At 68.8% G+C, this 21,638-nt stretch carries 19 protein-coding genes; 9 read left to right on the forward strand and 10 right to left on the reverse strand.

What is annotated here, in order from left to right; all coding sequences use genetic code 11:
• Positions 1 to 282: 282 nt before the first annotated feature.
• Positions 283 to 954, forward strand: a complete 672-nt coding sequence (locus BLS95_RS21060; protein ID WP_090933780.1) for a nitroreductase family protein — start codon at positions 283 to 285, stop codon at positions 952 to 954.
• A gap of 108 nt (positions 955 to 1,062) precedes the next feature.
• Here the strand turns inward: BLS95_RS21060 and BLS95_RS21065 are convergent, their stop codons facing one another.
• Both BLS95_RS21065 and BLS95_RS21070 read right to left on the reverse strand, forming a co-directional pair.
• Complete coding sequence (locus BLS95_RS21065; RefSeq protein ID WP_342742741.1) at positions 1,063 to 1,323, reverse strand: ATP-binding protein; 261 nt, start codon at positions 1,321 to 1,323, stop codon at positions 1,063 to 1,065.
• A gap of 92 nt (positions 1,324 to 1,415) precedes the next feature.
• On the reverse strand, positions 1,416 to 2,264 hold the full coding sequence (locus tag BLS95_RS21070) for a tryptophan 2,3-dioxygenase (RefSeq protein ID WP_090933783.1): 849 nt from the start codon (positions 2,262 to 2,264) through the stop codon (positions 1,416 to 1,418).
• A gap of 572 nt (positions 2,265 to 2,836) precedes the next feature.
• On the opposite strand from BLS95_RS21070, the gene BLS95_RS21075 reads away from it, so the two are divergent.
• A complete protein-coding gene (locus tag BLS95_RS21075) occupies positions 2,837 to 3,037 on the forward strand; it encodes a hypothetical protein (RefSeq protein WP_090933785.1) in 201 nt (66 codons plus the stop codon).
• A gap of 204 nt (positions 3,038 to 3,241) precedes the next feature.
• Here BLS95_RS21075 and BLS95_RS21080 read toward each other — a convergent pair whose 3' ends face one another.
• The 4 genes from BLS95_RS21080 to BLS95_RS21095 all read right to left on the reverse strand — a co-directional run bounded on the left by BLS95_RS21080 (position 3,242) and on the right by BLS95_RS21095 (position 4,953).
• Positions 3,242 to 3,742 (reverse strand): GNAT family N-acetyltransferase, encoded by a 501-nt coding sequence (locus tag BLS95_RS21080; protein WP_218135893.1) that lies wholly within the window; start codon positions 3,740 to 3,742, stop codon positions 3,242 to 3,244.
• Between the two features lie 32 nt (positions 3,743 to 3,774).
• Entirely contained in the window at positions 3,775 to 4,233 is a 459-nt protein-coding gene (locus BLS95_RS21085; RefSeq protein ID WP_090933789.1) for a GNAT family N-acetyltransferase, read from the reverse strand.
• Positions 4,234 to 4,247: 14 nt separating this feature from the next.
• Positions 4,248 to 4,670, reverse strand: a complete 423-nt coding sequence (locus tag BLS95_RS21090; RefSeq protein ID WP_176993299.1) for an MFS transporter — start codon at positions 4,668 to 4,670, stop codon at positions 4,248 to 4,250.
• A 73-nt stretch (positions 4,671 to 4,743) separates the two neighbouring features.
• Positions 4,744 to 4,953 (reverse strand): heavy-metal-associated domain-containing protein, encoded by a 210-nt coding sequence (locus BLS95_RS21095; RefSeq protein ID WP_090933791.1) that lies wholly within the window; start codon positions 4,951 to 4,953, stop codon positions 4,744 to 4,746.
• Positions 4,954 to 5,432: 479 nt separating this feature from the next.
• Here BLS95_RS21095 and BLS95_RS21105 point away from each other — a divergent pair, with 479 nt between their 5' ends.
• Positions 5,433 to 6,725 carry a retropepsin-like aspartic protease gene (locus BLS95_RS21105; protein ID WP_176993300.1) on the forward strand — a complete coding sequence of 431 codons (1,293 nt, stop codon included), beginning with the start codon at positions 5,433 to 5,435 and terminating at the stop codon, positions 6,723 to 6,725.
• 118 nt (positions 6,726 to 6,843) lie between these two features.
• Here BLS95_RS21105 and BLS95_RS21110 read toward each other — a convergent pair whose 3' ends face one another.
• The 4 genes from BLS95_RS21110 to BLS95_RS21125 all read right to left on the reverse strand — a co-directional run bounded on the left by BLS95_RS21110 (position 6,844) and on the right by BLS95_RS21125 (position 11,308).
• Positions 6,844 to 8,652: a glycoside hydrolase family 15 protein gene (locus BLS95_RS21110; protein ID WP_090933795.1), complete on the reverse strand. Its 1,809-nt coding sequence runs from the start codon at positions 8,650 to 8,652 to the stop codon at positions 6,844 to 6,846.
• Positions 8,649 to 9,038 carry a hypothetical protein gene (locus tag BLS95_RS21115; RefSeq protein ID WP_218135894.1) on the reverse strand — a complete coding sequence of 130 codons (390 nt, stop codon included), beginning with the start codon at positions 9,036 to 9,038 and terminating at the stop codon, positions 8,649 to 8,651. Before BLS95_RS21115 ends, BLS95_RS21110 begins: the two co-directional genes overlap by 4 nt.
• Before the next feature lie 107 nt (positions 9,039 to 9,145).
• Positions 9,146 to 10,492 (reverse strand): molybdopterin-dependent oxidoreductase, encoded by a 1,347-nt coding sequence (locus tag BLS95_RS21120; protein ID WP_245765190.1) that lies wholly within the window; start codon positions 10,490 to 10,492, stop codon positions 9,146 to 9,148.
• A 477-nt stretch (positions 10,493 to 10,969) separates the two neighbouring features.
• Complete coding sequence (locus tag BLS95_RS21125) at positions 10,970 to 11,308, reverse strand: hypothetical protein (protein ID WP_090933801.1); 339 nt, start codon at positions 11,306 to 11,308, stop codon at positions 10,970 to 10,972.
• 242 nt (positions 11,309 to 11,550) lie between these two features.
• On the opposite strand from BLS95_RS21125, the gene BLS95_RS21130 reads away from it, so the two are divergent.
• From BLS95_RS21130 to BLS95_RS21155, 6 genes are all read left to right on the forward strand, one after another.
• A complete protein-coding gene (locus BLS95_RS21130; RefSeq protein ID WP_090933803.1) occupies positions 11,551 to 12,831 on the forward strand; it encodes an ROK family transcriptional regulator in 1,281 nt (426 codons plus the stop codon).
• 250 nt (positions 12,832 to 13,081) lie between these two features.
• Positions 13,082 to 18,262, forward strand: coding sequence for a ThuA domain-containing protein (locus BLS95_RS21135; protein ID WP_218135895.1), 5,181 nt, complete (start codon positions 13,082 to 13,084; stop codon positions 18,260 to 18,262).
• A 117-nt stretch (positions 18,263 to 18,379) separates the two neighbouring features.
• Positions 18,380 to 19,021, forward strand: coding sequence for a hypothetical protein (locus BLS95_RS21140; RefSeq protein ID WP_090933806.1), 642 nt, complete (start codon positions 18,380 to 18,382; stop codon positions 19,019 to 19,021).
• A 98-nt stretch (positions 19,022 to 19,119) separates the two neighbouring features.
• Positions 19,120 to 20,145 carry a COG1470 family protein gene (locus BLS95_RS21145; RefSeq protein WP_090933807.1) on the forward strand — a complete coding sequence of 342 codons (1,026 nt, stop codon included), beginning with the start codon at positions 19,120 to 19,122 and terminating at the stop codon, positions 20,143 to 20,145.
• Between the two features lie 73 nt (positions 20,146 to 20,218).
• Complete coding sequence (locus BLS95_RS21150) at positions 20,219 to 20,896, forward strand: hypothetical protein (protein WP_143043815.1); 678 nt, start codon at positions 20,219 to 20,221, stop codon at positions 20,894 to 20,896.
• Positions 20,893 to 21,480: a hypothetical protein gene (locus BLS95_RS21155; protein WP_090933811.1), complete on the forward strand. Its 588-nt coding sequence runs from the start codon at positions 20,893 to 20,895 to the stop codon at positions 21,478 to 21,480. Before BLS95_RS21150 ends, BLS95_RS21155 begins: the two co-directional genes overlap by 4 nt.
• Positions 21,481 to 21,638 lie beyond the last annotated feature (158 nt).

A 21,638-nucleotide genomic window follows, 5' to 3' on the forward strand; every position in this document is an offset into this window, starting at 1 on the left:
TCGGCGGAGTAGGCCAGATGCGCGCAGGCGGCGCAGGTCAGGCAGCCCCGCCGGGTGTGATCTCCTCGTTCGGTCGTAATGTCCAGCCCTCGCCGCTCGCGAACCGTTGTTCCCTGAGCGAACGTGGGATACTGGGATGAGGCGTCATGGAAGGGCTCGGCCGACGAGAGCCCATGACCTGGGGTGATCCCAGCCGCAAGATCAGCAAGAAAGTTTTGCGCCCATGATCAACGAACCGGGCTGGGACGATCCGAGGCCAGATTAGCCGAGGAGGGATGCCCAGTGGACGTCCACGAAGCCCTCTACACGACGCGGATGATGCGGCGGATGCGGCCCGACCCGATTCCGCTGGAGACGCAGTGCCGCATCCTCGACGCCGCGATCCGCGCGCCCAGCGGAGGTAACGCGCAGCGCTGGCACTTCCTCGTCGTCGAGGACCCGAAGACCAAGGCGAGGCTGCACGAGATCTACCGGAGATGCCGGCGGCTGGAGTACGAGGATTCCGAGTCCGCCGCCCTGGGAAAGGCCCTGCACGAGGCCGGCGAGGACCAAGCCGAGACGATGCGGAAGATCAAGGCGTCCGGTGACTACTTCACCGACCACTTCGAAGAGATCCCGCTGCTGATCTTCGTCTTCGCCATCGACGACCTCGGCGGGGCGAACATCTACCCCGCGATCTGGAACGCGTTCCTGGCCGCCCGCGCCGAGGGCGTCGGCGGCGTCATGACCTTCGTCCTGCGGTACGCCGAGGATGAGGTCACCGAGCTGCTGGGCGTCCCCGTCGAGCAGGGCTGGCGGATGACGACGATGCTGGCCTTCGGCTACCCGCTGGGCAGATGGGGAGTGGCGGCCAACCGCCGTCCCGTCCACGAGGTGGCCTCCCGGGAGCACTGGGAGCAGCCGTTCGGCGTGGAGATCCCGGACCCTCTCTGGAGCCCTCAGGCCGGGGCCTGAGTGTCCGGCGGCGGGGATCGGCCGCGTTCCCGGCCCTCTGGGAGGCCTTGGCCTTGTTCGGGTTCAGCACGGGCAAACCTCGGGTCAGATCGCGGCGTCTCGACTGCGTCACTGGTGTTGTGGGGGCCACGCGCTGAAGAGCGGCAGCCACAACACCACCGTGGCGCCCTGCGGCGAGTCCGCGACTTTGAGGGTTCCTTGGTGGGCTTGGGCGATATCGCGGGAGATGGCCAGGCCGAGCCCGCTGCCGCCGGGATCGCGACGGCGGCCGTCGTCGAGCCGGACGAAGCGTTCGAAGACGCGTTCGCGGTGGGCGGGCGGGATGCCTGCCCCGTCGTCCACCACGATGACCGCGACCCCGTCCAGCACACGGATCAGCTGCAGCTAGAGGCCAACAGGTAAGGACGACTTGGCCGCCCCGGGAACCCTGCGGCAGGGGTGAAGCCTGCCTCTCCAAGCGATCACATGGTCGTGCGCGCGCTCCACAGTTCGGGGAAGACTGTCTGGTCCAGGCTGTTGTGCAGCCAGTCGACAGCCGGCGTTCGGTAGTAGCCCGGTTTGGCGCCGAAGGTGCGTATGGTCACCGTCAGGTGTACTTGCTTCCACCGGGTGAAGCGATCGGCGACCTGAGTCAGCGCCTCGCCGAGCTCCCGCAGGTCGGTGAAGGATTCGTCGTGGTAGACCTGCACCCAGGCGGCCTCCACCTCGGGCTGTGCGACGTACGGCTCGGCGAAGTCGCGGTGGACGGCGGAGTCCGGCAGCGGCAGCCCTCTGCGCTGCAGCAGGGCCAGAACCTCGTCATAGAGGCTGGGCGCGCTGAGAGCGTCCTGCAGCCCCTGGTGGATCAGAGGCGTGGACCGGTGCGGCTCCAGCATCTCCGCAGACTTCTGTCCCAGCAGGAACACCAGGTGACGGAACATGTACGAGTGAAGCGAGGATGCTTCGCCCTTGCCGAGCTGGGCCTTGATCGGGTTCCAGTCCGAGGGCGTCATGTCCGCGTAGCTCTCCCAGGTGGCCTCGAGCGCACGCAGATGAGCCACGCTACGTCTCAGAGTGCGCAGGGCCGCGGGCACATCATCGGCAAGGACTTCGCGTCGTGCCCTGCCGAGCTCATGGCAGAGCAACCCGAAGTAGAGCTCCATCACCTGGGAACTGATCAGGAAGGCCATCTCATAGGCGGTTTCCGTCCTCGGCCGCTGCAAGGTGTGCAGCTGCCGAACCTGGAAGTAATCGATGTAGCGGGTGGTCCCGCTGATCTCGCCTGATACGGCGCTTTCCGGGCGCAGATCGCGCCATGATCGGGCGACCATGGTATCCCTCCCTCTCCGCCGAGAACGGGTACTCGTCTGCTGCCATGGAAGGGGCAGACCTTTGCGGTCCGGCCGGTCTACCCAAAACTCTACGTCCGGAATCGAAGTCCACCGCGCCTGGGGACCCCCGGAGCCGGTCCACTCGGGCGGGCAATCGGCCGCTTCTGGATCCGTCGCTGGCCATCACGTGACGTATAGCGTCCGCATGCCGGACAAGGTCGTCGCCGTCACCGGCGGGCTGGGACCCGGGCCACAGCCAGGTCGCTAGCAGGGCGGCGGCCTGCGCCGACATCATCTTGAACGTGCTCACCTACCCGGCCGCCGACGAGGTCCTGGGGGGACACGGCCGAACAGCTGGCCGGGAGGGTAGTCATCGACGCGAGTGATCCCCTGAGCGTCCTGCCGACGGCAACAGCACGAAGCCCAACCGCGCCGCGCCATGCCGAAACCCGGTCCATCTCATCTTCGAGCACGGTCCATCGCTCTACCAGGTCGTCGGTTCCTGACGGCGGCGCCGCCGGAGCCCGGCCGACATCGCCAACACCACCTCGCACGACGCCTTCGCCCCGCAGGTGCTGGAGCTCTCCCGCCCGGCTCGACCGCAGGGAGCACACCTCCGCATCGACCCGGCCGCCTACCAGAACTTCAACATCGACTACTTCGAGCTGGTCAGGCGCGTTCCATGGAAGCTCACGTTGCTCTCACTCACCGGCCTCCTGGTCGCCGCCAGCCTCATGATGTGCCTGGACCGGATTGTCAGGGCCAGCCTCTGACTCTTCTGCCGCGGCAGGCGATCAGCCTCACGCCTTGGGGCGGGAGACGGCATGGCGCTGGCTGCAGCACCTGCTGAAACTCCCGCCCTGGCCGGGACACCAGGACCTGATTGCGATCGAATCGACGCAGCCGACAAGCAAACCGCGCATGCATGTCCGTGAAGCGCGCTCAGCGACGTCGTCGAGCGACGCGATGACGAAGGCTCACCCCTCAGCCAGGTCGTTCGAGCCCTCGCCGACGCCTTTCACGTAGCGGTGCGCCGGGACGACGATGGAGCCGGTCTCGCTCGGTGCCAGGTGGTCGAACAGACCCTCGTCCAACCAGCCGCTTCGTTCGTAGAACCTACGGGCCCGCGTGTTGCCGGCGACGACCGCCAGCCAGGCCCGCCGGTGGCCGTTGGCCGCGACCAGGCGTTCGGCCTCAGCGAGCATGGCGGCCGCCACGTCGGAGCCCCGGTGTTCCCTGGCCACGTAGACCTGCTCCACCTCGTCCTCGACCACCATCACGAACCCGGCCACGGCACCCTCGACGATCGCGACGACCGTGTCCTCGACCCGCTGCGCAGCACGCTCTCCGAACGACTCCGGGGTCCGGACCGCCGCGAGCTCGTCGGGGACGTTCCCCCGGTGCCCGTCGCCCCATCCCTCGCACCAGATCCTGGCTACCGCCTGCGCGTCCTCATGTCTCGCCGGACGCAATTCCACAGTCTCACTCCTTGCCGACCAAGCACGGGCCATCACGACTCCCTGATGGCGCCGGGTTCCGTCGTCTGCCAGCGGCAGATCGTCTTGGAGATCAACGTGGCACCGATGCGCCGGTAGAAGCGCTGGGCCGCCACGTTGGCCGCGGCGACCTCCCAGCGGACCACCCTGCCTTTCGCGGCCTCGGAAGCCGCGAGCATCAGCCGCTCCCCGGTTCCCTGGCCGCGCTCCCCGTCGCGTACGAAGAGGTCGTCCAGCGCAAGATAGTCCGTGCCCGACCACAGACTGGCCCTTTCGAACCAGGACACGTAACCGACCGCCCGCCCACCCCGCTCCGCGAGCAAATAGGTGATCTCGGGGCGGGCGAGGAACTCTCGCATGCGATCGACGCTCACGGTGATCGCCGATTCCTGGTTCTGATACTCGGCGAGCTCGCACATCAAGCCGTGAACGGTCGCCGCGTCGGCGGCCGTGGCACGACGGATCGACACCATGATGGGTTCCCTTCTCAGGACGTGGGAGGAATGTGACGTAGCTGGAGGAGCGCCAGGATCGCCGCGCCACCCGCGATGACCGCCGCGACGACGGCGGCCACGTTGAGCCCGCCGGCGAAGGCCTCGCGAGCGGGCGCGAGCACCGCCGCGGCCAGCTCGTTCGGAAGCCCCTGAGCCGCCGACACCGCGCCGTCGAGGCTGTCGCGGCCGGCCGCCGCCACCTCGGGCGGCAGGTCGCCTGGCAGCGCGATGCTCACCTGGGCGCGGTAGACGAGGGCGCCGATGCTGCCGATGACGGCGATGCCGAGCGAGATGCCCAGGTCGCTGCAGGTGGCGGCCAAGCCGGAGGCCGCCCCTGCCTTCTGCGGCGGCACCGAGCCCACGACCAGGTTGGTGGTCAGCGCCATGGACGGCGCGACGGCGGGATAGAGCACCATGAAGCCGGCGACCAGCAGCGGTAGCCCGCCCTGCCGGACCGGCAGCTCGCTGGTTCGGCAGCATCCTGGTGCATCAGGCGGGAACCACCTCGTAGCCAACCTCTTCCACGACATTTCTGATCTGCTCGTCATCAAGAGGCCCGTCTGAGGTGACCGTCACCTGCCCTGTCGCCAGGTCGACGTCAACCGAAGAGACCCCGGCAACCTTGCGGATCTCGGCCGTGACCTTGCCAGCGCATCCGCTGCAGGTCATCCCGGACACCTTGTACGTGCTCGCGCTCATTCCACACTCCATTACGCTCGATACCCCTAGCGGGTATGCGCAGGAACGTATGTCTGATCGCCACAAAACGCAAGCCGTACGGGCAGGGGGTATATGAGAAGCATGTCACATTGTGGATCTCATACCCGCCCGGGGTATCCTCGGAGTTCATCAGAACGCTGAACAAGATCACTGTGGTCGGTGCCTCCCTGGCGGGGCTGCGTGCCGTACAGGCTCTGCGGAGGGAGGGCTTTGACCGCGACATCACGCTGGTCGGCGCGGAAACGCACACCCCTACAACCGGCCGCCGCTGTCGAAGAGCGTGCTGAGCGGCGATGACGATGTCACGCTGCCGGGAGCGCCGCGAGAGGCGGCGGTAACGCCAGGGAAACAACCGGTCGCGTTGGATGTCCATCGGCCGGGTTCAGGTGCGGAGCATTTCGTGGCGTACCTCGCACCCGGCGGCAGGGCACACCAGTGAGGAACGTGAAGGGGTTGTGATGGCAGATCAGCACGCATCCAGCGGCTGGAACCGGCGTACGTTCATGCGTCGGACCGGTCTGGCCGCCGGGGCTGCGGCGGTGCTCCCGATGACCAGCGCCTGGGATTCCGCGACAGCCGGCGTCGATCCTGATGAGTTGTTCAGGGCAGGCCGGTTCGCGGAGGCCGATCGCGGCTACGCGCAGATCCTGAGCACCGACCCGACGAATGCCCACGCGACCGCCCAGCGCGGATACGTCGCGTTACTGTCCAACCGTTTCACCGAAGCCGAACGGCTCCTGACCCGAGCGGTCGAACTGGCGCCCGACGACCAGTTCGCCAAGCAGCTGTTGGCGGACAACTACGTGCGGCAGGATCAGTTCACCCGTGCGGTGCCGCTGGTGCGGGCCTACGGCAACGAGCCGTACGCCAGGCAACTTGAGGCGGTGACGGGGACCCCGTACCAGGTGCACGGTGCGGACGTCACACGAGTGCCGTTCGTGGCGATGGATCCCATGCCGCTGGTCGAGGCGTCGGTGCGGGGTGGTGAGCCGAAGCGGTTCATGTACGACACCGGCGGGACGTCGTTGAGCCTGTCGATGGAGGTGGCCGAGGAAGCCGGCCTGCGCGCGGTGTCCACGGGGCGGGGACAGGCCGGTGGTCAGACCTTCACCATGTACTTCGGTGTCCTGGACTCGTTCCGCATGGGCGACATCGAGTTGCGTAACTTTCCCGTCAGCTGGGCCGACATCGACAAACCCACCCAGCTCGGCGACCCACAGCCGGCCGGCGTCATCGGAACCCATATCTTCTATCACTTCCTGACGACGCTGGACTACGCGAATCAGGCGCTGATCCTGCGCCGGAAGACCGCGGCACAGCTTGATGCCTTCCGGGCCGAGGCCCACGCCGCCGGTGTGAAACCCCTGCCGCTGTGGTTGGCGGGAGACCACTTCCCCTTCACCCTGGGCAGTATCAACGGCCACGACCCACGGGTGGTCTGCATGGACACCGGTGGCGCTCTCGGGAACAGCCTCGCCATGACCGAAGCGGCGGCAAAACGCCTGCGGGTACGGGTGGACTACGACCGCCCCACCTCCGTCAACCGCATCCCTGCCTATCCCTGCTATCCCGACGAGGCGCGGCTCGGCACGGCGGTCGCCAAGGGCGTCTACAGCGTCGCCCGCACCGGGCCCGCCGCCTACGAACGGCTGGGCTTCGACCCCATCGCCAACTTCACCCACGCCTTCTTCAAACCGTTCACGATCACCTTCGACTTCAGTGACATGCGGTTCTACATCTCGCGGCCCTGACCTCCCGCCCTTTTGCATTCGTGCTGCCCGGCCCGACCTCGTGGTCCGGGCAGCACGTGGGGAAGGCGTGCACCCGCATCGATACGGCAATGCGTCGGGCCTGCCGGGGTTCGAGTGCTCAACGCCGGGTGTCCCTGATGGCGCGGGCGGCGTTGATCAGGCCGATGTGGCTGAGGGCCTGAGGGAAGTTGCCGATTGCCTCTCCTGTCGTGGTGTCCACCTCTTCGCTGAGCAGGCCGACGTCATTGGCGCAAGAGGCGGCGGTCTCGAACGCCCGCCTGGCCGCGGCGTCCTGACCGGTGAGGGCCAGCGCGTGGGCGAGCCAGAAGGTGCACAGCAGGAAGGTGCCCTCCTGGCCCGGTAGCCCGTCGGCGGAACGGTAGCGGTGCACCAGTCCTCTCGTGTCGGTCAGCTGGGTGGCGACGGCCCGCACGGTGGAGCGGATTCTTGGGTCGTCCGGCGGCAGGAATCCGACCAGCGGCATCATCAGGGTCGCGGCGTCGATCTGGGTGCCGCCGAACGTCTGGGTGAAGGCATCCGCCTGCTCATTCCAGCCATGGGTCAGGATCGCGGCGTGGATCTCGTCGCGGACACGCGTCCAGTCGGCCACCCGGGAGGCGGCCCCCAGCACGGGGGCCAGGGTGATCGCCCTGTCCAGTCCCACCCAGCACATCAGCTTGGAGTGCGTGAAGTGCCTGCTGGGGCCACGGACCTCCCACAGGCTCTGATCCGGCTCCTGCCAGCGGCGAGCGGCGGTCTCGGCCACTCCGATCAGCAGCGAGCGGGTGAGGGGGTCGAACGGGCCGATGTCCCGGTAGGTCCGGTAGGCGGCGTCGAGCAGTTCGCCGTACACGTCGAGCTGACGCTGGCGCCAGGCGTCGTTGCCGACCCGCACGGGGGCGCTGTCCCGCCACCCCCGCAGATGCGGTAGCCGCCGTTCGCTCAGGTCGCGCTCGCCGCCGATGCCGTACATGATCTGCAGGTCCGGGTCCGTATCGACCTGGGTCGCGCATGCGCGGGACAGGAAGGTGAAGAAGGCGGTCTCTTCCTCCTCACAGGTGGCCGTGTTCAGGGCGTGCAGGGTGAAACTGGCATCGCGGACCCATGTGTAGCGGTAGTCCCAGTTGCGCTCCCCGCCGATGCTTTCCGGCAGGGAGGTGGTGGCCGCGGCCACGATGGCCCCCGTCGGGGCGTAGGTCATCGCGCGCAGAACCCGGCCGCTGTGGTTGACGTGCCGGCGCCACGGTCCCTCGTAGTCGGCGTGCCCGCGTGACCAGGATCGCCATCCCGCGACGGTGTCGCGGATCCGGCGCGCGACGGCCCAGGAGGTACGGCGCGGCGGGTCGGGCGCCCAGGCTCCGCCGGTCTGCAGGGCCAGACCGACGTTCTGTCCTGCGCGCAGGGTGAGACCGGCGTCCGCGACCGAGCCGCTGGTCCGGAATTCCACCGGGCTGGACAGGGTGAGCGCGTCGGCCCCTCCACGGGCGATCAGGCCGCCGCTGACCGGCTGCATCAGCGGGCGAACGAGCCCGAACTCAGGCCGGGGCGCGTACACGATCTCCACAGGGACCCGCCCTTCGGTGCAGGCGAGCCGGCGGAGGAGCAGCCCGGGGGATGTCGTGCCCAGCGCGTGCCCACGTTCGCCACGGCCCAGCGCGAGAGCGTCCAGGAGCACCAAAGTGCCGCCGCGCGTCCGGAACGTGGTCTCCAGGACAAGGGTGTCCTCGACGTACCGGCGCGTCGCCTCGGCCGGACATGCCGGCCGGATCGTCCAGCAGCCGGCCTCTTCGTCCAGCAGCCGGGCGAAGAGCGCCGGGCTGTCGAAACGTGGCAGGCACAGCCAGTCGACAGAGCCGTCGGACGTGACCAGCGCGGCGGATCGGCAGTCCGACAGCATCGCGTAGTCGCCGATCGGCCGGGCGCTCAACGGCCGGCCCTCCCGGCGGCCAGGCATCGCAGCACGTAGAGCAGGGCTGAGGCGGCGAAGAGCACCAGGGTGACCAGAATCCATCGGGTGAGGTAGGGAATGGTGCTCAAGCCGACCGCCGCCCTGTAGTTGGGTTCGGCGCCGTGCAGGATGAGCGGGGACCACACCAGCAGCAGCAGGCCGGAGAACGCGGTCGGCAGGCGCAGGTAGTTGATCGGAGCCGGCCGCCGCCCCGGCGGCCGGGCAGCCGTACGACGGCGGCGAGGGGTACGGGCGGTGGAAGACCGGGCGGCGAAGTCGGCGGCGGAGTAAAGAGGGAACAGCACCAAATCGTGGAGGATGACGGCCCCCACGAACCACACCAGAAAGCCCGGCCAGATCCCCACTTCCACCACCTTGGTGGCGGCGTAACCAGCGACCAGAAAACAGAGGGCGAGTGCGAGCAAATGCCACGTAGGGGCGCCGTAGGCCCTTGCCCACCGGCCGTGGCCGTTCAAGATCCCTCCTGGGTGAAGTCGAGCTCGCGCACCCACTTCGTGTTGTGCACCCCGGGAGCGTTGGGGACGATGACCCGCGCCGGGTATCCGTGGTCGAGGGACAGGTCGGCGCCGTTGACCCGTAGCGCCAACAGCGAGCGCGGGTCGGCGACCTGCGCGGCGCTGAGCGAGGCCTCACCGAAATAGCCCCCACGTTGCAGGGACCTGGCGGTGACACCTGTCGAGCCGGTCCGGATCCCGGCGAGGCGGCCGAGGTCGGCCAGCCGTACGCCGGTCCAGGTCTGGACGGTCGACCAGCCTTCCACGCAGGCGATCGGCAAGGCGTAGGTGTACAGCGGCATCGCCAGCAGGTCCTCGCGGGAGAGTTCCATCCGGTGCTGTCCGGTGAGTGTCAGCCGCCAGGACTCACCGGTCAGGGCTGGGGTGACGCCGAGGCTCGCCGCTGTCTTGTTGACCTGGAAGTCGTTGGGACCCGTACCGTATAGGCGCCCATGGGGGGCGAGCAGCGCGGTACGGCGCAACGGCCCGTCGATGCACTGGCCGATGGACAGGCCGAACATGATCAGCGAACCACCGCCGGCGAAGGCCAGCAGGCCGCGCCTGGACATCGTGGGGGGCGCTGGGTCGATGGCGACCAGGCCATCGGGGTCCGGCGGCTCCGGGCGGGTGTCCGCCACGGAGCTGCGCAGGTAGTCGCGCAGGCCGTACGTCCGCAGGGTGCTGATGACGCGGGGTAGCTTGATGACGACATGGACGACGAAGGCGGCCAGGAAGATCCATGCGCCATAAAAGTGGGCCGGGTAGAAGGAGAAGGGGAAGACGTAGAAGAGCTGGATGTTGAGGATCCCGGTCACGAACTGGAATACCGCGCCGCCGACCAGAAGCAGCAGGCTGGCCCGCTCGACGGCCTGCGCCACGGAGCGGGCGGGCGGCCAGGAGAACAATTTGGGGATGACCGACCACAGCTTGGCCAGCAGTATCGGCACCAGTGTCAGCCCGCCGACGACATGCACGCCCTGGGTGACCCGGTACAACCAGACCGGGTCCGTGGGCCAGTCGAACAGGTAGAAGCCCAGCAGGCCCCTGCCGGGGGTCGTGTCGTTGCCCGGCAGCCGAGGCTCGTAGGCGGCGTACGACACCAGCCCGGTGATCGCGACGGCGGTGATCCCGGCCAGCAGGATCAGTCCGAGCACCGAGGTCAGCCAGGGGCCGCGGAGCGGGCTGCGCCAGAACTCCGGCCGGAACGGCCCGGGCGGCCCGCTCCACCCCCTTAGGCGCGCGGCCAGGCGGCCCTTCTTGTCGGGCTTGACCTCACGGTCACGCCCACGCGACGCATCCGGCACCGATCCCCCCGAAATCCAATGTCGGCTGTTCGGACTCCTTACCGGAAACGGTCTTTCCAAAGCCACGCCCCAGCACCCATTCGGCAATGTCCGGCTCTCCCAGACGGTTGAGGGCGCGAGCTTGGTGCCGAGTGTGTGGCGAGCTCGCCGCGTACTCACCTGTATCCCCATGAGGGGTTCTCCCAGGCCAGCCGCAGAACGAGCAAGAATCTCAACGTCCTTGTCCCGTGGCCCCGCCCGGCTGAGCGGCGCCGGCTGGCATCGCCGCGGCGGCACCGAGGTCGGCGTCAACGGTGCCGGCGCGACTTGGGGCGGCCGATCAGGCGGGCGGGACGTTCTGGGCGGGAAAGGGCATGGCCGGGGAAAGGCTTCGGGGGTTCACCGTCCGCGGACGCGGGATGAGCAGGTGCGCCGTGGTGGTGTGGAGCAGGACGGTCAGGCGGGCGGTAGGTCGGGGCTGCGTGGCGGGGACACGGGTCAGGTGGGTGCGGCGATCAAGCCCATCGGGGTTCCCTCGATCACCCCTGCGGCGGCGCCGAAGCCGAGGTCGGAGGCGGCGGACCGGCAGCGCTCGACGGCGCCGTTCATGCCCAGGCGTGCCAACTCCTGCCGCGCCGCGGGGATGAGCCGGTCGGCGAGCCTCAGCCCGGTCGCGACGGCGATGGCCGACCGGGCGCATGGACTCCGCGCGCTCACGTGACGCAGCACGTGGGCGAGGTTGGAGCGGCGCACGGTGGCCTGGTGCGCGGGAACACCCGCGGACCCGCTGCGACTCATCGAGCCGGTCGCGTGGCCGTCGGCCCGGCCGTGGTCCACGCTTCCTCCTCGATCAGTTCGGATGGCTAGCCGAATTAAAGGTGGCTCCTTCCGATGGTGCAAGGGTGAAATCGGTTCCAAGTTACGTAACGTTCCGGTAACCGAAGCCGGAGCTGCTGCTGAAGTGCACAGAGATGAGCGATGCCAACTCGTTATGAACCTGAGGGGTGGCCGTCCGGACATCTTCGTGTTACAAATCCCATTAATTGATCTAGGAGACAAACAAAGGGCAGGTGGCGCGCATGACGTACAAGCCGCCCTTCACCCGCACCCCGCGCGGCGCTCCTTCGGCGGGTCCCGCCGCGCTGCGCCGCGCGAACCTCTCGCTGGTGCTGCGCGAGCTGCGCGACCACACCTCCCTGTCCCGTGCCCACATCGCCGAGGCGACCGGGCTGCACCGGGCCACCGTCTCCAACCTCATGGCCGAGCTCCTGGAACGGCGACTGGTGCGAGAGGTCGGCGTCGAACACGTGGGGGCGATCGGGCGCCCCAGGCGGGCGGTGGCCCTGCACGGGGCGCACGTCGGCGCCCTGGGCATGGAGATCAACGTCGACTACATCGCGGTCCACGGTACCGACCTCAGCGGCCGGGTCCTGGTCGAGCGCAGGGTGGTCTATGACGCCATGGGCAGTGGCCCGGACAGCGCCGTGCGCCGGCTCGGGGCCGTGGCCAAGAGTGCCGTGGAGACGATGCGGCGGACCGGAGCGGTCCCCGCCGGCATCGCGGTGGCCGTTCCCGGACTCGTGGACGTGACACGCGGCGTCGTGACACTCGCGCCGAACCTCTACTGGCACGGGCTGCCCCTGGCCGACCAGCTGAGCGCCATGCTGGACCCGCTGAGCATGCCGGTGCAGGTGGACAACGACGCGAACCTCGCCGCGCTGGCCGAATACACCTCGGGGGTCGCCGCCGGCACACCGTACCTCGTCTACCTCACCGGCGAGGTCGGGGTCGGCGGCGGCATCATCCTGGGCGGCGAACTCCTGCGCGGAGCGGACGGATTCTCCGGTGAGGTCGGACATCTGCCGGTGGACCCGAACGGCACCCAGTGCGGCTGCGGCCGCATCGGTTGCTGGGAGACCAAGGTCGGCCTGGCCGCGCTCGTACGTGCGGCCATGCCCGAGCAGGCGTACGGGTTGCCGGGCATGCCGGTGCCCGACCCCGGCGAACGGGTCGCCGACATCGCAAGGGGCCTGGCCTCGGGCGACCGGCGGATGATGACGGCGGTGGCACAGGTCGGCGAATGGCTCGGGCTCGGCGGCTCGATCCTGGCCAACCTGCTCAACCCGGGAGTGATCGTCATCGGCGGCTACTTCGCCTCACTGGCCGAGTGGCTGCTCCCCCACGCGCAGGACCAGCTGCAGCGGCTCGTGGTGGCCCCTCCCGCCGCCCAGTGCCGATTCGTCGCCTCCACGCTCGGTTTCGGCGCCGCCTCCCGAGGCGCCGCGAGCATGGTGGTCAATCACATCATCGACGATCCGACGACAATCATGGATTCACCACCCAGGCCGGCACCTTACTGACGGCCCCCACAGACCTGGAGACGGCATCCTCCAGTAACCGCACTATCCGCTACCACCAAGTGGCAACAAGCGCGGCGGCGCGCGCCTTGCCTGACGTCCCCCCGGTCAGGAAGGGTTTTTCATGTCACCACGTCATCGAACGTGGGCCAGGCTGCTCAACGCGGCCCTGCCAGAGCGCGGACGACGCCCGAGGCGTCGGACCGCGGCCACAATGGCCTTAGCCCTTATCGCCCCTTTCATCACACTCCTCATGGCACCGGTGAGCGCCGAGGCCGCCACGGCGGCGGAGCCCGCGTTCAAGGTGCTCGTCTTCTCGAAGACGACCGGCTTCCGGCACGACTCGATCCCGGAGGGCATCGCGGCCGTGCAGAAGCTCGGCCAGGACAACAACTTCGCGGTGGACACGACCGAGGACAGCGCCCTGTTCACGGACCAGAACCTGGCGCAGTACCAGGCCGTGGTCTTCATGTCCACGACCGGTGACCCGCTGGGCACGCAGGAGCAGAAGGACGCCTTCCAGCGCTACATCCAGCGGGGCGGCGGCTTCGTGGGTGTCCACGCCGCCGCCGACAGCGGGTACAACTGGGCCTGGTACGGCAAGCTGGTCGGGGCGTACTTCAAGCAGCACCCGGCGATCCAGCAGGCCACGGTCAAGGTCGAGGACCCGGCGCACCCGTCGACCAAGGATCTGCCGACGAGCTGGGTCCGTACCGACGAGTGGTACGACTACCAGGCGAATCCGCGTGGCACGGTTCACGTGCTGACGTCGATGGACGAGAAGTCCTACACCGGTGCCACGATGGGCGCCGACCACCCGAACACGTGGTGTCAGGACTTCGACGGCGGCCGTTCGTGGTACACCGGGCTCGGCCACCGCAAGGAGAACTACAGCGAGCCCAACTTCCTGAAGCTGCTTCTCGGCGGGATCCAGACCGCCGCCGGCGCTGTCAAGGCCGACTGCTCGGCCTCGCAGAGCGACAGCTTTGAGAAGGTCACGCTCGATGACAACACGTCGAACCCGATGATGGTGGACGTCGCCAAGGACGGCCGGGTCTTCTACATCGACCGGCTCGGCGAGGTCAAGATCATCAAGCCTGCCGGCGGCACGGTGACGGCAGCGAAGCTGAACGTCTTCACCGCCAACGAGAGCGGCCTGCTCGGGCTGACGCTCGACCCCGGATTCGATTCGAACCACTGGGTGTATCTCTTCTACTCGCCCACCGGAACGAACGTCGACCGGCTGAGCAGGTTCACCGTCACCGGCGACAGCCTGGACCTGACGAGCGAGAAGAAGCTCCTCGACGTCCCCGTGCAGCGGGCCGAGTGCTGCCACCACGGCGGCGGCATGGTGATGGATCCCAGGACCGGCGATCTGTGGCTGGCCACGGGCGACAACACCAACCCGTTCGCCTCCGACGGCTACTCGCCGATCGACGAGCAGTCAGGCCGCGCCAGCTGGGACGCCCAGCGCAGCGCGGGCAACACCAACAGCCTGAGCGGCAAGCTGCTGCGGATCCACCCCGAGGCCGACGGGACCTACACCATCCCGGACGGCAACCTGTTCGCGCCGGGCACGGAGAAGACCAAGCCGGAGATCTACGGCATGGGCTTCCGCAACCCGTTCCGCATGGGCCTCGACCCCAAGACGGGCAACATCATGCTCGGTGAGTACGGCCCCGACGCCGGCACGGCGAGCTCCACCCGGGGTCCGCAGAACACGGTCGAGTGGAACCTCGTCTCGCGACCCGGCAACTACGGCTGGCCGTACTGCGTCGGCAACAACACCCCGTACATCGACTACGACTTCGCCACCAGGCAGTCGGGGGCGCCGTTCAACTGTGCCGCGCCGGTCAACAACTCGCCCAACAACGATGGCTTGACCAGTCTGCCGCCGGTGATTCCCGCGACGATCTGGTACCACTACGCGGCCGACCCGCAGAACTTCCCGGAGTTGAACGGTGGCGCGCCGATGGGCGGCCCGGTCTACCGCTCCGACCCGGACCTGGAGTCGGACGTGAAGTGGCCGGCGTACTGGGACGGCAAGGCCGTCTTCGGTGAGTGGAACAACGACAAGGTGTGGTCGTTCCAGCTCGACGAGAACGGCACCAAACTCGTCGAGATGAACACGATCCTCGGCTCCCTGAAGTTCAAGAAGCCGATGGACATGAAGTTCGGCCCCGACGGCGCGCTGTACATGATCGAGTGGGGCTCCGGCTTCGGCGGCGACAACGCCGACTCGGGCATCTACCGCATCGAGTACACCAAGGGCAACCGCCCGCCGATCGCCCGGGCCACGGCGGACAAGACCGACGGGCCCCTGCCGCTGGCCGTCAGGTTCTCCAGCGAGGGCAGCCGAGACCCGGACGACAAGGCGATCACCTACGCCTGGGACCTCGACGGTGACGGTGAGACCGACTCCACCGACCCCAGCCCCACCTTCACCTACGAGACGGCGGGCACCTACAGCGTGGTCCTGACCGTCACGAACTCCGACGGCAGGACCGCCACCGCCGGCGTGTCGATCACCGCGGGCAACACCCGTCCCACCGTCACGGTGGACGTCCCGCCGAACGGCGCCTTCTTCGAGTTCGGCGACCAGGTGAAGTTCAAGGTCACCGTCACCGACCCCGAGGACGGCACGGTCGACTGCGGCAAGGTGCAGATCCAGGCGATCCTCGGCCACGACAGCCACGGCCACCCGCTCGACCAGCTCAAGGGTTGTGAGGGCGTTCTGCAGACCCAGCAGGCCGGCCACGGTGAGGACGACAACCTCTTCTACGCCATCGAGGCCAGCTACACCGACGAGGGCGCCGGCGACGCCGAACCGCTGACCGGGCGGGGCCAGATCATCCTGGAGCCCAAGCGCAAGCAGGCCGAGCACTTCACGCAGACCGGCCGGGTGGCCGGCGGCACGGGCACCGACGCCGCGGGCGTCGCGATCGAGACCACGGCCGACCCCCAAGGCGGCACCCAGAACATCGGCTTCATCCAGGACGGCGACTGGTGGTCGTTCGACCCGGTGAACCTGTCGAACCTCACCGCGATCCGGTTCCGGGCCTCCTCGGCCAGCGCCGGCGGGACCGTGCAGGTCCGGGCGGGCAACCCCGAGACCGGCACGCTGGTCGGCTCGGTCGCCGTGACGCCCACCGGTGGCTGGCAGACGTTCACCGACGTCACGCTCGATCTGACCAGCCCACCGACCGCGAGCGGACCGCTGTACTTCGTCGTGCGCAAGCCGGCGGGCGCGGCCAACGACGCCTACCTGGCCAACTTCAACTGGGTCGACTTCGTCGGCAAGGGCGCCACGGAGAACCAGCATCCGGCCGTGACCGCGACGGCGACCCCGACGACGGGCGTCGCCCCGCTGAAGGTCGACTTCGTGGCGACGGCCACGGATCCGGAAGGCGACCCGATCACCTACAGGTGGAATTTCGGGGTGGACGGCGCGCCGCAGCCCACCACCGCCGGCGCGAGCTACACCTACACCGTGCCGGGCACCTACACGGCCGTGGTGACGGCGACCGACGACAAGGGCGCGTCGGCCACCGCCAGCATCCCGATCAGGGTGAACGCGGCTTCCACGGTGTGCTTCACCGGCCGTTCCGACGACTTCCCGGGAGACCAGCTCGACCGTGACCGCTGGTCGGTCATCCGGGAGAACCAGGACCTCAAGGTCGTGGACGGCAAGCTCGTGATCCCGACCTCGCTCACCGACATCTACAACCCGGGCGGCAACACGCCGAACATCGTCGTGCAGCCGGCGCCGTCGGGTGCCTGGACCGCCACCGCCAAGCTCACGCTGGACGCTCGTGACGCGTACCAGCAGGCGGGTTTGATCATCTACGGCGACGACGACAACTACGCCAAGATGGTGCTCCAGTCGCGGGCGACCTCGGGCTCCAACCACGCCAGCCGCATCTTCCAGTTCATCCGGGAGGAGAACGGCGCCCCGAACGAGGTGCCGCAGAGCAACACGGCCAACCTCGGGGACTCCTACCCCGACACGGTGTACGTGCGGTACGTCAGCGACGGTACCAACATCACCGCCCACTACTCCTCGGACGGCACCACGTACACCGCGATGCCGGAGACCAAGTCGCTCAGCGGGATCACCAACCCGAAGATCGGCCTGCTCTCGCTGGGCGGAACCAACGGCCCGGCGGTGGTGGACGCGTCCTTCGACTGGTTCCACATCACGCCGGACGACACGGCGACCGCGCCGGACCCGGACGACGAGTTCGACGGCACCGCGCTCGACACCTGCCGCTGGAACGCGATCGTGCGCCCCGACGCCACGGCGGCGCGGGTGAGCAACGGCACCCTGGCGCTCGACACGACGAAGGGTGACATCTACGGGACCGACAACAGCGGCCCGAAGAACCTCATCCTGCAGACGGCGCCGAGCGGCGACTGGACGTTGGAGACCAAGGTGGACGCCTCGGCCCTCAACGAGCAGTACCAGCAGGGAGGCCTGATGGTGTACGCCGGGGACGACGACTACGTGAAGCTCGACTTCCTCGCCACCAACGCCGCGGGGTCGGCCGTGGCGCGGACCATCGAACTGCGCAGCGAGGTCGGCGGAACCGTGCAGAACCCGCAGCCGCAGGTGAACAACCTCACCACCGGCGTGTGGTGGCTGCGCCTGAAGAAGGAGGGCGACACCTTCACCGGCTCCTACTCCCCCGACGGCGAGACCTGGACCGAGCTCGCCGCGAACGGCGCACCGGCGCCGGTGCGGAACAGCGCGGTGGCCACCGGCGCGAAGGCCGGCGTGTTCACCATCGGCACCAACCAGTCGGCGTCGAAGACGGTCACGTTCGACTACTTCCACCTCACCAAGGGAGCCTCGAACGAGGACACGGCGGCGCCGGTGACGACGGCGACGACCGATCCGGAGCAGCCGGAGGGCGGCCCGTTCACCGGTCCTGTGTCGGTCACGCTGAAGGCCACCGACGAGGACAACGGCAGCGGGGTCGACAAGACCGAGTACCAGCTCGATGGCGGCGACTGGACCATTTACACCGAACCGGTCAACGTCACCGGCGAGGGGAGGCACGAGCTGCGTTACCGCTCGACCGACAAGGCGGGCAACGTCGAGGAGGTCAAGACCCTCACGCTGACCATCTCGTCGTCCTCATCGCAGGTCAAGCTGACGGTCACCGCCTCCTCACGCTGCATCGGCTCCTCGGCGTACGTGGCCGTCACGGCCGTCAACAACTCCGAGGTGCCCGCGACGGTGACGCTGACCACCCCGTTCGGCTCGAAGACCGTGGCCGGTGTGGCCCCGGGCAAGCAGGCGTACCAGTCCTTCAACGCCCGGGCCGGGCAGATCGACGCGGGCACGGTGGCCGCGAAGGGTACCGCGACGATCGGCGGCGAGGAGGTGACCGCGTCCTACGACGCCGCCTACCCGGCGATCAGCTGCGGCTGACCGTACCGCGGTGACCGCGGTGACCGCGCCACCCGCGCCAGGAACACCGCCAAGCAGAACCGGGGCCGGCCGGACGATCAGCCGACCGGCCCCGCCCCCCATACATGGAGCGATCACATGAAAAGCAACAGGACCATGCAGTTACTCGCCGCGGCGGCGCTCGGTGTCGCGCTCGCCGGCACCGGCGTCGGCGTGGCCGGTCCAGCGATGGCGGACCCCGACCCCGACAACGGCATCGACGTCTCGGTGACGATCGAACCCAACACCACTCCCGGTCAGGTCTCCATGACCGTCGCCGACAACAGCGGAGTGCCCCTGCGGGAGGACGGATCCAACGCCGCCGCCCGCCAGTTCGTCGGCACCCTGCCGACGGTCACGGTGACCGACACCCGCCGTCCCGAGGACATCCCCGACGGCGACTTCTGGGCGGTCGTCGGCCAGGCGAGCCAGTTCACCTCGACGGGCGGTTCCGCGCCACCCATCGGCCCGCAGTACCTGGGTTGGCAACCGCGGCTGCTGAGCGATACCTCCACCGGGGCGGTGGCGGCCGGTGAGCCCGTCTCCAGTGTCATCTCCGACGGCACCGGAGCGCCCACCGTCGGTCTGCAGGGCCAGGAACTGCTGGTGTCGACCGCGAACTCCGCCGACGAGATCGGCACCTGGCAGGTCAACGCCGACCTCGCGCTGCGGACTCCCGTCGACGTCGCCGCCGGCGAATACCACTCGACGCTGACGCTTTCCCTGTTCAACCAGTCCTGAACCGGAGGCAGGACGCCATCGCCCGCTGTGCGCGTCCGGGACCCGTGCGCTACCGGCACGCGTCCCGGACGTTCACGATGAGACAGGAGACACCTCTGTTGACCAAAAGCCGTTCGCGGGGCGCCATCGCCCACCTCGCCGTCCTTCATGGTGTCTGCGCGACCCTCCTGGTCGCCATGGTCGCGTTCGCCGCCCCGTCCGACGCCGACACCACCTGGTCGGTCGTGCCGGCCAACGCCGCAGGGCCCGACGGCCGCAGCGTCATCGACCTCGAACTCGCCGGGGGACAGCAGGTGGTCGAACATGTGGCGGTCATCAACCGCTCCACCGAGCCGGCCGACTTCGCGATCGACGCCAACGACGGCTACCTGACCTCCAAGGGCTACTTCGACATGCGGCCCTCGGACGCCACACCGACCGACGGCGGCGCGTGGCTGGAAGTTCCCGACAAGGTGACCATCGCCGCCGGAGCCACCTCCATCGTGCCGGTGAAGGTGTCGATCCCCCATAACGCGACGCCGGGGGATCACCCCGTGGGTGTGACCGCGTCCCTGGAGACCATCTCCGGTCAGGTGCGGGTCCAGAACCGGGTGGGCGTCCGCCTGAACATCCGCGTCACCGGCGATTACGTGGCCAAAGTCGCTGTGACCGGCGTGCGGGCCGGATACACGGGCTCGTGGAACCCCTTCGCCGCGGGATCCGTCGAGGTGACCTACACCGTGGTCAATGTCGGCAACGTACGGCTGGTCACGGACAACCGGATTCTGACTTCCACATTCGCGGGTGAAAGCAACTGGAGTGACACGTCCAAGGCCAGGCCCAGGGAGATCCTGCCGGGCGGCAGCCACACGTTCGCCGCGCGGGTGCCAGGGGTCTGGCCGCTGGGGCCCATCGGCACGACGATCACGGCGATTCCCGCGCCCGCGGGCGATCCGCCCCCGGGCGTCACCGCCGATCGGGTGGCGATCGACCTCACGACCTGGGCTCTACCGTGGCCACAGCTCGCCCTCCTCGCCCTCCTCGCCCTTGTCCTCGTCGCCATCCGGGTGATCGGTGCCCGGCGCCGCAGGCGTATCGAGAAGCTGATCATCCTCAACGGCCGAGGAACGCCTCAGGAGGCGTGAACACCGAGGTGCGACACCTGTCGCGTGGCCTCTCTCACATCCCCGATGACCGACATCCGCCCCTCTGGAGGTGGTGACCATCAAGCGACCCAGGCAACCGACGCCGGTACGGCCCGCGATCTGGGGCCGCGTACTCGCGCTCACGGTCGCGTTCACGCTCGGCGCGATCATTGCCGGTGGTGTGGTGTTCTGGGTGACCCGACCGGGCTCGATCGAGCAGACGGCCGATCAGCTCCGTACCGAGTCCGCCCTCCGAGACAGAGCGCAGATCAAGACCCTGACGGAGCTGGCCCGCAGCACGCGGGGCCGGCTCGTTCCCGTGCTCGACGGGCTGGGCCTGGCCATGCCCGCCGACGGCACCGCAGGGCCCGCCGCGGTGACCGCTGCCGACGTCGAGAACTGGCGGAAGGCGGCCGCCGACGCCGTCCAAGGCTTCGCCGACCCGCCGTCCGGTGAGACCGCCACCAACGTGGCGAGGTCGAGTCTCGCCGCCGCCGTACGGCAGATCGCCACGACCGTGGACACCTACGCGGTCGCGCGGGACCTCACAGGACTGGCCCGCACCGCCGCCATGGACCTGGCCGTACGACAACGCGCCGACGCGCTCTTCACCTGGTCAGTCGGAGCCACCGCTCTCGACGCCGTGAACGTCGACGCGGGCTATGGTCACCAGCACGTGTTCCTACCCACATCACCCGGCGAAGGGGCGCTCACCCCCGACACCGCACCCGAGGGGAGTCACGACTCGTGAACAAGGCACCGGCATATGTCCTCACCGTCCTGCTGGCCGGGCTGATGCTGGTGCTCGGCGCACCGGCGGCCCTCGCCCACGGCGGACCTATCAAGCTGGAGGTGACGGGAGACGGCGCCGACAACGTCAACGTGCTGGTGACGTACAAGAAGGACGGTCATCCCGTCACGAAAATCGTCGCGGCGACGCTGATCGCGACCTCGGCCGACGGCCGTTCCTTCGGGCCGGTGCCGCTCAGGTCGGCGCCCGAGGGCCAGAATCTCTACCACTCCGCCGAGCCGCTGCCGGACGGCGAGTGGAAGGTCACCGTGACCGCGACCGAGCCCTCCAAGGCGAAAGCGACGGTGACGGTGAAGGCGGGTACGGTCGCCGTCGCGCCCGTGGCGGTGACCGCACCCACGCCGGCCCCGGCGACGCCGTCCGCGCGGAACAAGGCCGCCGCGCCGGCGACCGTGATGAACGATGAAGGCGGCGCGATGGGGATTCCCCTCAAGATCGGCATCATCGTCCTCGTGGCCCTCCTCGCCCTCGCGACCTGGATGGGCCTCGCCAGGCGGCGCAACCGCGTAGACGTCCGGCACTGAAGGAGATCCCGCCTGCGGGCCAGCTCGTGCGGCCGGCTCGGGGTACGGTGCCACCGGCCCGTTTCCCCGAGCCACCGTCCCGAACCCGCCACGAGGCCGCCAACTGAGCGCTTCGCCGACGTGCCGATGGAAGCGTCGATGCCTGTCCGGGGGTCGCT

The organism is Nonomuraea jiangxiensis (assembly GCF_900099965.1).
In the GTDB taxonomy this organism is placed as follows: domain Bacteria; phylum Actinomycetota; class Actinomycetes; order Streptosporangiales; family Streptosporangiaceae; genus Nonomuraea; species Nonomuraea jiangxiensis.

Excerpts from the sequence above, each read along its gene's own strand:
- BLS95_RS21070 (WP_090933783.1), bottom strand. The coding sequence starts at position 2,264 with ATGGTCGCCCGATCATGGCGCGATCTGCGCCCGGAAAGCGCCGTATCA.
- BLS95_RS21085 (WP_090933789.1), bottom strand. The coding sequence starts at position 4,233 with ATGGTGTCGATCCGTCGTGCCACGGCCGCCGACGCGGCGACCGTTCAC.
- BLS95_RS21090 (WP_176993299.1), bottom strand. The coding sequence starts at position 4,670 with ATGGTGCTCTATCCCGCCGTCGCGCCGTCCATGGCGCTGACCACCAAC.
- BLS95_RS21095 (WP_090933791.1), bottom strand. The coding sequence starts at position 4,953 with ATGAGCGCGAGCACGTACAAGGTGTCCGGGATGACCTGCAGCGGATGC.
- BLS95_RS21105 (WP_176993300.1), top strand. The coding sequence starts at position 5,433 with ATGGCAGATCAGCACGCATCCAGCGGCTGGAACCGGCGTACGTTCATG.
- BLS95_RS21130 (WP_090933803.1), top strand. The coding sequence starts at position 11,551 with ATGACGTACAAGCCGCCCTTCACCCGCACCCCGCGCGGCGCTCCTTCG.
- BLS95_RS21135 (WP_218135895.1), top strand. The coding sequence starts at position 13,082 with ATGGCACCGGTGAGCGCCGAGGCCGCCACGGCGGCGGAGCCCGCGTTC.
- BLS95_RS21140 (WP_090933806.1), top strand. The coding sequence starts at position 18,380 with ATGAAAAGCAACAGGACCATGCAGTTACTCGCCGCGGCGGCGCTCGGT.